The sequence below is a fragment of the Mycobacterium sp. E2733 genome (genome assembly GCF_001667585.1).
GTDB lineage: Bacteria > Actinomycetota > Actinomycetes > Mycobacteriales > Mycobacteriaceae > Mycobacterium.
The window spans coordinates 45,364-57,344 of the sequence record NZ_LZJZ01000137.1 but is presented as its reverse complement, the minus strand read 5'-3'; the positions used below and the strand labels follow the sequence as shown (position 1 = coordinate 57,344).

At 69.2% G+C, this 11,981-nt stretch carries 9 protein-coding genes and 1 pseudogene; 4 read left to right on the top strand and 6 right to left on the bottom strand.

Features of this window, described 5'->3' with window-relative positions; translation table 11 throughout:
- Positions 1-145, bottom strand: a pseudogene (locus A5678_RS27385) (APA family fibronectin-binding glycoprotein); the annotation flags it as partial.
- A gap of 326 nt (positions 146-471) precedes the next feature.
- Here A5678_RS27385 and A5678_RS25530 point away from each other — a divergent pair.
- Both A5678_RS25530 and A5678_RS25525 read left to right on the top strand, forming a co-directional pair.
- Positions 472-771 carry a GlsB/YeaQ/YmgE family stress response membrane protein gene (locus A5678_RS25530; protein ID WP_067760758.1) on the top strand — a complete coding sequence of 100 codons (300 nt, stop codon included), beginning with the start codon at positions 472-474 and terminating at the stop codon, positions 769-771.
- A gap of 46 nt (positions 772-817) precedes the next feature.
- On the top strand, positions 818-1,846 hold the full coding sequence (locus A5678_RS25525) for a zinc-binding alcohol dehydrogenase family protein (protein WP_068048835.1): 1,029 nt from the start codon (positions 818-820) through the stop codon (positions 1,844-1,846).
- Positions 1,847-1,852: 6 nt separating this feature from the next.
- Here A5678_RS25525 and A5678_RS25520 read toward each other — a convergent pair whose 3' ends face one another.
- The 5 genes from A5678_RS25520 to A5678_RS25500 form a co-directional block, all read right to left on the bottom strand.
- Positions 1,853-2,617, bottom strand: coding sequence for a CPBP family intramembrane glutamic endopeptidase (locus tag A5678_RS25520; protein WP_068048832.1), 765 nt, complete (start codon positions 2,615-2,617; stop codon positions 1,853-1,855).
- Between the two features lie 146 nt (positions 2,618-2,763).
- Entirely contained in the window at positions 2,764-5,157 is a 2,394-nt protein-coding gene (locus tag A5678_RS25515; RefSeq protein WP_068048828.1) for a phosphoketolase, read from the bottom strand.
- 102 nt (positions 5,158-5,259) lie between these two features.
- Complete coding sequence (locus A5678_RS25510; RefSeq protein ID WP_068048825.1) at positions 5,260-6,108, bottom strand: SDR family oxidoreductase; 849 nt, start codon at positions 6,106-6,108, stop codon at positions 5,260-5,262.
- Positions 6,109-6,417: 309 nt separating this feature from the next.
- Entirely contained in the window at positions 6,418-6,915 is a 498-nt protein-coding gene (locus A5678_RS25505; protein ID WP_068048822.1) for a DUF427 domain-containing protein, read from the bottom strand.
- A 76-nt stretch (positions 6,916-6,991) separates the two neighbouring features.
- Positions 6,992-7,909 (bottom strand): undecaprenyl-diphosphate phosphatase, encoded by a 918-nt coding sequence (locus A5678_RS25500; protein ID WP_068048819.1) that lies wholly within the window; start codon positions 7,907-7,909, stop codon positions 6,992-6,994.
- Positions 7,910-8,026: 117 nt separating this feature from the next.
- On the opposite strand from A5678_RS25500, the gene A5678_RS25495 reads away from it, so the two are divergent.
- Positions 8,027-10,429, top strand: a complete 2,403-nt coding sequence (locus A5678_RS25495) for a CoA transferase (protein ID WP_068048816.1) — start codon at positions 8,027-8,029, stop codon at positions 10,427-10,429.
- Positions 10,430-10,483: 54 nt separating this feature from the next.
- Positions 10,484-11,968: an acetyl-CoA acetyltransferase gene (locus A5678_RS25490; protein ID WP_068048813.1), complete on the top strand. Its 1,485-nt coding sequence runs from the start codon at positions 10,484-10,486 to the stop codon at positions 11,966-11,968.
- Positions 11,969-11,981: the final 13 nt, after the last annotated feature.

Below are 11,981 nucleotides of genomic sequence, written 5' to 3'. Positions count from 1 at the left end.
GGGGCGGGGGGGGGGGGGGGGCCCAGGGCTGGATGGACTCGGCCAGCGCCTTGGCCGCGCCTTTGTCGACGGGATCGTTTGCCGTCCCGAGCCACACCACGAACCAGCGTTGCGGCGGTCCGCCGTTCGGCGTGCTCCCCGCGGGCAGCTCCGGCGGCTCCGGCGGCTCCAGGAGCCCCGCCGGCAGCTCCGGCGGCTCCGGCGGCTCCAGGAGCCCCGCCGGCGGCTCCGGCGGCTCCGGCGGCTCCAGGAGCCCCGGCGCCCGCACCCGCTCCGGCGCCGGCTGGAGAGGTCACCCCAACCCCGGCGCCGGCACCACAGCGGACACAATCGACCTGACGCCCCTCGGCGCGTCGAAATGATGCGCCAACCGTCTCCGAATCGGAACCCGTTTCGTTACGCAGATCGGGTATACCGGACTGACGGCCCAGCAACTCGCTGGGCTTTGCCAGTGAGTGCAAGGAGACTCGCATGGACGTCATGGCAGCTACCGAATATCTGGCCCGCTCAACAACGTTCACGAGCGTCGGCATCATCGGATACATCATTATCGGCGGGCTGGCGGGTGCGCTCGCCAGCAAGATCATCAGGGGCAGTGGCGCCGGCATCCTGATGGACATCGTGATCGGCATCATCGGCGCCTTGATCGGCGGCTTCATCCTGAGCTTCTTCGTCAACACCGCGGGTGGTGGCCTGATCTTCACCTTCTTCACCGCGCTGCTCGGCTCGCTGATCCTGCTCTGGATCGTCGGCATGGTGCGACGGACCTGATCAGTTAGCACGTTGCGGCCGTGGTGGTTAGCGGCATGATGGACGAATGGTTCCACCGTTAACCACCACGACCATGCGCGCGTGGCGGGTGCTTCGGCCCGGACCGATGGACACCGACCCGCTCGAGCAAGTCACCGCCGGCGTGCCGCGCCCCGGGCCGGCGGAATTGCTGGTCGCCGTGCGGGCCTGCGGCGTGTGCCGCACCGACCTTCATGTCACCGAGGGTGACCTGCCCGTACACCGCGACCACGTCACGCCCGGCCACGAGGTGGTGGGGGAAGTCGTCGAGGTTGGCGCCGAGGCGGGCGACGAATTCCGGGTGGGCGACCGTGTGGGCATCGCCTGGCTGCGCCATACCTGCGGCGTGTGCAAGTACTGCCGTCGGGGCAACGAGAACCTGTGCCCCCAATCCCGCTACACCGGCTGGGACGCCGACGGCGGCTACGCCGAATTCGCCACGGTTCCAGCCGCTTTCGCGCACCCGCTGCCGGCCGGTTACAGCGACAGCGAGTTGGCGCCGTTGTTGTGCGCCGGCATCATCGGCTATCGTTCCCTGCTCCGCGCCGACCTGCCACCGGGCGGACGGCTGGGTCTGTACGGCTTCGGTGGCAGCGCCCACATCACCGCTCAGGTCGCGTTGGCGCAGGGCGCCGAAGTGCACGTGATGACCCGTGGCGCCGAGGCGCGTGAACTGGCGATGCAGCTCGGCGCGGCGTCGGCGCAGGGCGCGGCCGACCCGCCGCCGGTGCCGCTGGACGCGGCGATCCTGTTCGCGCCGGTCGGTGATCTGGTGCTGCCCGCCCTGGAAGGATTGGACCGCGGCGGCACCCTGGCGATCGCCGGCATCCACCTCTCCGATATCCCGGTACTCAACTACCAGCGCCACCTGTTCCAAGAACGCCAGGTCCGTTCGGTCACCTCCAACACCCGGGCCGACGCGCGGGCGTTCCTCGATTTCGCGGGCCGGCACCACATCGAGGTGACCACGCCGGAATACCCGCTGGGCCAAGCGGATCGGGCGTTGGCCGATCTCAGCGCCGGGCGCATCGCGGGCGCGGCGGTGCTGCTGGTGTGACCGGCCTCAGGCCGTCAGGTGCCAGACCAGGGCGGCGGCCAGCGCGCCGAGCCCGTTCAGCGACCAGTGCAGCGCGATCGGCGCGATCAGGCTGCCGCTGCGGCGGCGCAGCCAGCTGAAGACGAATCCGGCGGCTCCGGTGGCCAGCACGGCTCCGCTCACCCCGGCCAGCATCCCGACGACGCCGCCACCGAGAATTCGGGTGAAGCCGACGTTGCTGCTGGTGAGCCCGAGCGACGTCGCGACGTGCCACAGCCCGAACAGCAACGACCCCGCCAGGGCGACGCCGCGGAAGCCCCACGCCCGGTGCAGCGCGCCGTGCAGCACGCCGCGAAACGCCAGCTCCTCCGGGATGACGGTTTGCAGCGGGATGATGATCATCGAGGCGATCAGCGCGCCGGAGACCGTCGCATAGCGGTGGTTCAGGAACATCGGCCGGGTCGCGGGCAGCAGCACCCCGACGGCGATCACCGCGGCCACGACCAGCACGGCGGCCACCGCGTAGGCCAGCCCCGACTTCCAGTGTTCGCGTCCCAAGCCCAAATCGGCCCAGTTCAGACCATTGGCGCGCATCAGGAACACCAGGCCGACGGCGGCGGCGGGAACGACCGCGATGCCGGCCCACGGGGTGGTGAAGTGGGCGACCAGGTTGGTCAGCACCAACACCGCGACGACGACGGCGATGTCGAGGTGGATGCGTACCCGGTGCAGCGCCGAGAGCTGCGAGATCACCGGATGGTGAATGTCGGGTGCCCCGGCGGCGTCAAGCATTCAACCAGCTTACCGGTGGCCTCCCGCAACGACGCTTCAACGAGATTGCCGTCACGGTCGTGGACGGTGCCCCAAACGCACCCGTGACGGCAATCTCGGCGTTCACGTCAGCTCCACTCCCAGCCCGATGGGTCGCCTCGCTCCCATCACTCACTGCGTTCGTTCTGCTCGCTCGACTCCCAGGTCCAGCCGGCGATCTGCGGATCGTCCTCGCCATGCTCGCGGGTGTAGATCCGCGCAGCGAGCCGGGCGTCGACCATGCGCTGGCGCAGCTCCGCGGCCCGGCTGGCCAGCCCGTCGACCCGGTCGATGACGTCCATCACCAAATGGAACCGGTCCAGATCGTTCAGCATCACCATGTCGAACGGCGTCGTGGTGGTGCCGCGCTCCTTGAAGCCGCGCACATGGATCCGCGGGTGGTTGGTGCGGCGGTAGGTGAGCCGGTGGATCAGCCACGGGTAGCCGTGGTAGGCGAAGATGACCGGCTTGTCGCGGGTGAACAGCGCGTCGAACTCCTTGTCGGGCAGGCCGTGCGGATGCTCGGAGTCCGGCTGCAGCCGCATCAGGTCGACGACGTTGACCACCCGGACCGCCAGCTCCGGCAGTTCGCGGCGCAGGATGTCGGCGGCGGCCAGGATTTCCAGCGTCGGGATGTCCCCGGCGCAGGTCAGCACTACGTCGGGTTCGGCCGTGGCGGTGCTCGCCCACGGCCAGATGCCCACGCCGCGCGCGCAGTGCGCGATGGCCTGATCCATGTCCAGGTAGGCCAGCGCCGGTTGTTTGCCGGCGACGATGACGTTGATGTAGTCGCGGCTGCGCAGGCAATGGTCGGCCACCGACAGCAGCGTGTTGCCGTCCGGCGGCAGGTACACCCGGGTCAATTCGGCCCGCTTGTTGGCCACCAGGTCGATGAAGCCGGGGTCCTGGTGCGACGCGCCGTTGTGGTCCTGGCGCCACACGTGCGAGGACAGCAGGTAGTTCAGCGACGCGATCGGCCGCCGCCACGGCAGCTCCAGGCTGGTGGCGAGCCACTTGGCGTGCTGGTTGAGCATCGAGTCGACGATGTGGACGAACGCCTCATAGCAGTTGAACAGGCCGTGCCGGCCGGTCAGCAGGTAGCCCTCCAGCCAGCCCTGGCACAGGTGCTCGGAGAGCACCTCCATCACCCGCCCGTCGGCCGCGAGGTTCTCGTCGTCGGGACCGAGCTCGGAGAGCCAGACCTTGGCCGTCGACCCGTAGACGGCGTCCAGCCGGTTGGAGGCCGTCTCGTCGGGCCCCATCAGGCGGAACCGGTCGGAGTTGCGCGCGATTACGTCCCGCAGGAACGTGCCCAGCACCCGGGTCGCCTCGTGCGTCACAGCGGCCGGCCGCGACACCGTCACCGCGTAATCGCGAAAGTCCGGCAGGTCCAGATCGTGCAGCAGCAGGCCGCCATTGGCGTGCGGGTTGGCGCTCATCCGGCGGTCGCCGCCCGGCGCCAGCGCCCGCAGCTCGGCGCGCAGCCGGCCGTCGCCGTCGAAGAGCTCCTCGGGCCGGTAGCTGCGCAGCCACTCCTCGAGCTGCGCCCGGTGCTGGGGATTGTCGTGCGTCTCGGCCAGCGGAACCTGATGCGCCCGCCAAGTGCCCTCGACCTTCTTGCCGTCCACCACCTTCGGGCCGGTCCAGCCCTTGGGCGTGCGCAGCACGATCATCGGCCAGACGGGCCGCTGTGTCGCCTCGCCGCTGCGGGCGGCGCCCTGGATTGCCGCGATGTCGTCGAAGGCGTCGTCGAGCGCGGCGGCCAGCTGCTGGTGCACGTCGACCGGATCGTCACCGGTGACCGTGATGGGCCGGTAGCCGTAACCGCGCAGCAGCGCCTCGAGTTCGGCGTGCGGGATGCGCGCCAGCACGGTCGGGTTGGCGATCTTGTAGCCGTTGAGTTGCAGGATGGGCAGCACCGCTCCGTCCGTGACCGGGTTGAGGAATTTGTTGGAATGCCAGCTGGCGGCCAGCGGCCCGGTCTCGGCCTCGCCGTCGCCGATCACGCAGGCCACCACCAGCTCCGGGTTGTCGAAGGCCGCGCCGTAGGCGTGCACCAGCGCGTAGCCCAGCTCACCGCCCTCGTGGATGGAGCCGGGCGTCTGGGCGGCGACATGGCTAGGGATACCGCCGGGAAAAGAGAACTGCCGGAACAGCTTTCGCAGCCCTTCGGCATCCTCCTGGATGCCGGTGTACACCTCGCTGTAGGTGCCTTCGAGATACGCGTTGGCGACCAGCGCGGGGCCACCGTGGCCGGGCCCGGTGACGTAGATGACGCTGGCGTCACGGTCCCGGATGATCCGGTTCAGGTGCGCATAGATCAGGTTGAGGGCCGGGGTGGTGCCCCAGTGGCCCAGCAGCCGCGGTTTGACGTGCTCGGGCGACAGCGGTTCGGTCAGCAGCGGGTTGTCCAGCAGGTAAATCTGTCCAACCGACACGTAGTTGGCGGCACGCCAGTATGCGTTGATCAGGTTGAGTTCGTCGTCGGCAAGGGGAGCGGTTGTCTGGGTTTCTAGGCTCACTCAGCCGATTGTCCGCGCCCGCGGTGAACGGCGCCCGGCGCGGTGCTCCTCCTGATGGCGGCGACCCGCTTCGCCCGGCTCCGCTGCGCTCGCGATCGCCGACTACTCCTCGCCGCGAGCCCGCGACTCGTAGGCCCTGCGCTTCTCGGCGTCGACGTCGTCGGTGAAGACGTGCTCGCCGCCGAGCACGCGGTTGAGCCCCTCGGACAGCGCGCGCGGCATGAACTTCTGCGACGCGACGATCGCGCCGGCCGTCTTCGTGACCCGCACCCGCGGCCTGGGGCGCGCCACGAGTTTGACGATCGCCTCCGCGACGTCGGCCGGCTCGGCGTTCTTGATGCCCTTGGCCCCCGAGGTGCCGGCGATCAATTCGGTGTTCACGAACGTCGGCATGACGACCGAGAACTTCACACCCGCCTGGCGGCATTCGAGCCGGGCGGTATCGGTGAACCCGATCACCGCGTGCTTGCTGGCGCAGTAGGTCGCCGCCCCGGCGATATAGGTCTCCCCGGCGAGCGACGCGACGTTGATGACGTGTCCGGACCTGCGGGGGACCATGCGCTGGGCCGCCAGCTTGCTGCCCAGGATCACGCCGTAGACGTTGATGTCGAGGACGCGCCGGGTGACGGCGTCCGGTTCGTCGACGATCCGGCCGAGCGGCATGATGCCCGCGTTGTTGACCAGCACGTCGATGGGGCCGAGCTGGCGCTCGACCTCGTCGAGGAAGTCCGCGAACGAGTGCGGGTCCGTGACGTCGAGCTTGCCGTACACGTCCAGGCCCAGCGCGGCGCCGGATTCCTTCACCCGCACCTCGTCGACGTCACCGATCGCCACTTTGGCGCCCAGATTGTGCAACGCGGTCGCGGTGGCCAGCCCGATTCCCCTGGCGCCGCCGGTGATCACGATGACCTTGCCGCGGACCTTGAGCCCGATCGATGACGTGTCTGCCATTCCCACCCTCCGGATTCTTGACGGGTGTCAACTAGGCAATCTCACCCCAGATCGTCCAATACTGCAACGATGACCCGGGTGCGGGCGGCGGTTCCGGCGGACGCCTACGAGGTGGCCAGCCTGCACGTGCGGTCGTGGCGGTCGGCGTACCGTGGGCCTCATCGCCAAGGACTTCCTGGACCGCCTGGCCCCCGGAGGCGTTGCTCGACCAGTGCACCTTCGGCCCGACGGGGCTTGCCGCACAACGGCTTTCGGGAATGAAACGCCACGATTGGTGCGCTATCGGATAACGCCGGTGTAGCGGCGCCGTCACCAACCCGTCGAGCCGGGAACGCCTTTGAACGGGCCGGTCACCCAGCTGGTGATCCAGCCGCCGTAGAAGCCGCCGGGTTGGGGCACGACGACCTCTCCGTTGACCGTGCAGCGGTCGACGTTGGCGGCCATCACCGCGATCGCCCCGGCGAGAGCTTCGAACCCGGGCGTCGGATTCACATAACTCCAAGCGGATTTCGGCGCGACGACGCCGCCGCCGATCAGGTCGTAATAGGTTGCCCGGCCTTTCCATTCACACCAGGAGCTACCGGAAGTCCTACGCAAGGCCCCTTCGGCGAAAGCCTCGCGCGGAAGGTAATAGGTCGGCGGATGGCTGGTCTCGAGCACCCGCCAGGCCCGACGGGTGGAGGCGATGACTTCGCCACCCAACTCGACGGTGATTCGACCGGTGAACGGCTCGACCCGGGGTGGGCGTGGATAGTCCCACACCGACTCCTGGCGGGGGCTTTCGCCTCCAGATCCGGGGCGGCTCATCTGCGTTTCCTCGACTCGTCGGTCAATTCCTGCCTGCGGTCAGGCTACGACCAAATCTAATGCCAGTATTCGTTCATCAGCTGACGGCAAGCCAGACCAGGCTGGCACCGCCGGCCAGGGCGCAGTAGATGGCGAACGGCGTGAGCGTGCGGGTTTGGAAGTACTGCGTCAGGAACCGCACGGCAAGGTAGGCGCACACGAAGGACGCGATGCTGCCGGCCAGCACCTGGCCGCCTATCCCGGTCGCCTGCGGTCCGAATAACTCCGGGATCTTGTACACGCCGGCGGCCAGGATGATCGGCGTCGCCAACAAAAAGGAGAACCGGGCGGCGTCCTCGTGAGACAAGCCACGCCACAGGCCGGCCACCATGGTGATCCCCGAGCGGCTGATGCCGGGCAGCAGCGCCAAAATCTGCGCGGCGCCGATGAGAATGCCGCGGCGCAGGAGGAGTTGGGCCAGGCGGTTGTCGACGGCCTCTCCGGTGTGCGCGGGTTGTTCCCCGTCCGGCTGGTCGTGATCGGGCGCGGGCGCGACCCGCCGGCGGAGCACTTCGCCCGCGTACAGGGCGATACCGTTGAGCAGCAGGAAAATCGCCGCCGGGACGGGCTTGCCGAGTGTGGTGCGGAACGTTCGCTCCAGAAGCAGCCCCGCCAGCCCCACCGGAATGGTGGCCCCCACGATGAGCCACGCGAGCCGCTCGTCGGGGGTCTCCATCCGTCGATGCCGCAACGACGACGCAAACCCGGCCACGATGCGCAGCCAGTCCCGCCAGAAGAAAACCAGCAGCGCGGCGGCGGTGGCCACGTGCAGGCCGACGATGAATGCCAAGTAGGGCGATTCGGGCGCGGAGACGCTGAGGTCTTCGGCCCACCGACCGCCGACAACCGCGGGCACCAGCACCGCGTGCCCGAGGCTGGACACCGGGAACAGCTCGGTGACGCCTTGGAACGCGCCGACCACGACGGCCTCGATGTAGGTCAAGTGCGCGCTCATATCGGATGCCGACGATAGCCGACCGCGACTTCGCCCCCCCAAGCAGCTTGCCCAGTTGGCTTTTTGGCTGGTGGGGGAGCCGTCGACCCGGCCGGCCGCCGCACCGCCGGGTACGGTGTGCTGATGTCCGACGGGTTGCTCGACGCCGTGCGGGTCCTCGACTTGTCGAGCGGGAACGGCGACGCGGTGACGCGCCTGTTCGCCGACTTGGGCGCCGACGTGCTCAAGGTGGAACCCCCGACCGGAAGCCCGGCCCGCGACGCGCCGCCGACGCTGGCGGGCGCGAGCATCCCGTTTGCCGTGCACAACGCCAACAAGCGCAGCGTGGTGCTGGACCCGTTCGACGAGGACGACTGCGGCGTGTTCCTCGACCTGGCCGCCCAGGCCGACATCGTCGTCGACGACGGCTTCTACGGGGAGGCGCCCACCTTCGGGACATCGGTGGAGGAACTGGCCGCCCAGCACCCGCATCTGGTGGTGCTGTCGATCACCGACTTCGGCGCGACGGGCCCACGGTCGCTGTGGCGGGCCACCGACCCGGTGTTGTACGCGATGTGCGGCTCGCTGTCGCGATCCGGTCCCACCACCGGCACCCCCGTGCTACCGCCGGACGGTATCGCATCGGCCACCGCCGCCGTCCAGGCGGCGTGGGCAACCCTCGTGGCGTACTACAACCGATTGCGTTGCGGCACCGGCGAATACATCGACTTCTCGCGTTTCGACGCCGTGGTCATGTCGCTCGACCCGGCGTTCGGCGCGCACGGGCAGGCCGCCGCCGGCATTCGCCGCACCGGGCAGTGGCGGGGGCGTCCGAAGAACCAGGACGGCTACCCGATCTATGAGTGCAAGGACGGCTACGTCCGCCTCTGTGTGATGGCGCCGCGCCAATGGCGTGGCCTGCGGCGCTGGCTGGGCGAGCCGGAGGAGTTCCAAGACCCGAAATACGATGTGATCGGCGCGCGCTTCGCCGCATGGCCGCAGATCGGCGAGTTAGTCCAGGAGCTGTTCGCCGGGCAGACCATGAAGGATCTGGTGACCGCGGGGCAGGCCCACGGTGTGCCGATCGCCGCCGTCCTGACGCCGTCGTGGGCGATGGGTTCCGAGCATTTCCAGGCGGTGGGCGCGATCACCGACGCCGAGCTTGTCCCGGGAGCGCGAACGAGCGTGCCGACCGGCTATTTCGTCGTCGACGGGCGGCACGCGGGTTTCCGCAGCCCGGCACCGGCCGCGGGGCAGGATGGACCGGGTTGGCGCGGAAGTCCGGCGGTCGTGCAGTCGCCCTCCGGCCGCGTCGGCGACTATCCGTTTGCGGGACTTCGCATCCTGGATCTGGGCATCATCGTCGCCGGTGGCGAGCTGAGCCGGCTGTTCGGCGACATGGGCGCCGAGGTCATCAAAATCGAATCCGCCGAGTATCCGGATGGGCTGCGCCAGGCCCGCGTCGGCGAGTCCATGAGCGAGTCGTTCGCCTGGACGCATCGCAACCACCTGGCGATGGGCCTTGATCTGCGCAGCGCCGCGGGCAAGGAGATCTTCACCCGGCTGGTTGCGGAGTCCGACGCCGTCTTTGCCAATTTCAAGCCGGGAACGCTTACCGTGCTTGGCTTTTCGTATGACAACCTGCGTGCCGTCAACCCGCGGATCGTGCTGGCCGAGAGCAGCGCCTACGGCGACCAAGGCCCGTGGAGCACCCGCATGGGGTACGGCCCACTGGTCCGCGCGGCGACCGGCGTCACCCGGCTGTGGACCGCCGACGACGACCCGGAGAACCGGAACGACGCTGCGCGGCATTCCTTTTACGACGCGACCACCATCTTTCCCGACCACGTCGTCGGGCGGATCACCGCGATCGCGGCGCTCGCCGCGCTGATCCACCGCCACCGGACGGGGAGCGGGTCGCACGTGCACATCTCCCAGGCGGAAGCCGTCATCAACCAGCTCGACACCTTGTACGTCACCCAGGCCGCGCTGGCCGCGGGCGTGCCGAGAATCTGCGAAGCCACCAGCCTGCACGCCGTCTATCCGTGCGCCGGCGACGACGAGTGGTGCGTCATCTCGATCGAATCCGACGAGGAATGGCGTTGCGCCGCAGGCGTTTTCCATCACCCCGAATGGGCCGACGATCCGCGCTTCGCCACCGGCGAGGCGCGGCTGGCGAACCGGCGCGAGTTGGTGGAATTGGTGTCCGCCTGGACCCGCACGCGCACCCCGGTCCGGGCCGCCCAACTACTGCAATCCTCCGGAGTCGCGGCCGGGCCGATGAACCGGCCACCTGACGTCTTGGAGGACCCCCAGCTGGTCGAGCGGAAGCTGTATGCCGAGATGGTGCATCCGCTCGTCGAACGTGCGCTGCCGGCCGAGACGGGCCCGGCGCCGTTCCAGCACATCCCGCGGGCCCCGCGGCGTCCGGCGCCACTGCCGGGCCAGGACACCGTCGAGATCTGCCGGAGGCTGCTCGGCATGGGCGCCCCGGAGATCGACCGGCTCGTCGCCGAGGGTGTGCTGTTCGGGCCGCCCTGACGCGGGATCCGGCCCCCGACCATCCGGATCGATAGCCACGCTAGGTTCGTTCGTATGACCGTGCACCCCAGGACACCGGTGTTGATCGGCTACGGCCAGGTCAACCACCGCGACGAGATCGACCCCGAGAAGCGGTCGATCGAGCCGGTGGACCTGATGGTCGCCGCCGCCCGGCAAGCCGCCGATGCGCGGGTGATCGAGGCGGTGGACTCCGTCCGCGTGGTGAACATCCTGTCGGCGCACTACCGGGATCCGGGGCTGCTGCTCGGCCAGCGGATCGGCGCCAGCGACTTCACCACGTTGTACAGCCCCGTGGGCGGCAACGTGCCACAGTCGCTGGTCAATCAGGCGTGCCTGGACATCCAGCGGGGCAGCGCCCAGGTGGTGCTGCTGGCAGGGGCCGAGACCTGGCGCACGCGCCGGGGCCTGCGGGCCAAAGGCGGCAAACTCGAGTGGACGGTTCAGGATGACTCCGTTCCGATGGCCGAGGTCAGCGGTGACGACGTCCCGATGGCCGGCGACGCGGAGATCAGGATCCGGCTGGACCGGCCCGCCTTCGTCTACCCGCTGTTCGAGCAGGCCCTGCGTATCGCGAACGGCGAATCGGTGGAGCAGCACCGTCAGCGCATCGGCGAACTGTGGGCCCGCTTCAACGCCATTGCGGTCGACAATCCGCACGCATGGATCCGCAAACCGGCGACCGCCGAGGAGATCTGCGAGCCCGGCCCGCAGAACCGGATGATCAGCTGGCCGTACACCAAGCTGATGAACTCCAACAACATGGTCGATCAGGGCGCCGCGCTCGTCTTGACCTCGGTGGAGCAGGCGAGGCGCCTGCAGATCCCCGCCGACCGCTGGGTCTATCCGCATGCGGGCACCGACGCGCACGACACCTCGGCCATCGCCGAGCGCGACGAGCTGCACCGCTCCCCGGCCATCCGGATCGCCGGCGGCCGGGCGCTTGAGCTGGCGGGCGTGGGCGTCGACGACGTCGACTTCGTCGACCTGTATTCCTGCTTTCCCTCGGCCGTTCAGGTGGCGGCGGCCGAGCTGGGCCTGCCGGTCGACGACCCCGTCCGCCCGCTCACCGTCACCGGGGGGCTGACGTTCGCAGGCGGCCCCTGGAGCAACTACGTGATGCACTCGATCGCCACCATGGCGGAGTTGCTGGCGGCCAATCCCGGGCGGCGCGGCCTGATCACCGCCAACGGCGGCTACCTGACCAAGCACAGCTTCGGCGTGTACAGCACCGAGCCGCCCGCCGAGTTCCGTTGGGAGGACGTGCAACCGGCCGTCGACCGAGAGCCCACGCGAGACGGCTTGGTGGAATGGGAAGGCGTCGGCACGGTGGAAGCATGGACGACGCCGTTCGATCGCGAGGGACGACCGGAAAAGGCCTTTTTGGCCGTGCGCACGCCCGACGGGTCGCGAACCCTCGCGCTGATCAACGACAGCGCCGCGGCGCAGGTAACCGTGTGCGAAGACATCGGCGGCGCCAAGGTTGCCGTCGCCGCCGACGGCAGCGCCGCGCTCCAATAACCCGGGGGACGAT

Bases quoted from the DNA above. Each gene is read 5' to 3' on its own strand.
- A5678_RS25530 (WP_067760758.1), top strand. From the start codon at position 472: ATGGACGTCATGGCAGCTACCGAATATCTGGCCCGCTCAACAACGTTC.
- A5678_RS25525 (WP_068048835.1), top strand. From the start codon at position 818: ATGGTTCCACCGTTAACCACCACGACCATGCGCGCGTGGCGGGTGCTT.
- A5678_RS25520 (WP_068048832.1), bottom strand. From the start codon at position 2,617: ATGCTTGACGCCGCCGGGGCACCCGACATTCACCATCCGGTGATCTCG.
- A5678_RS25510 (WP_068048825.1), bottom strand. From the start codon at position 6,108: ATGGCAGACACGTCATCGATCGGGCTCAAGGTCCGCGGCAAGGTCATC.
- A5678_RS25505 (WP_068048822.1), bottom strand. From the start codon at position 6,915: ATGAGCCGCCCCGGATCTGGAGGCGAAAGCCCCCGCCAGGAGTCGGTG.
- A5678_RS25500 (WP_068048819.1), bottom strand. From the start codon at position 7,909: ATGAGCGCGCACTTGACCTACATCGAGGCCGTCGTGGTCGGCGCGTTC.
- A5678_RS25490 (WP_068048813.1), top strand. From the start codon at position 10,484: ATGACCGTGCACCCCAGGACACCGGTGTTGATCGGCTACGGCCAGGTC.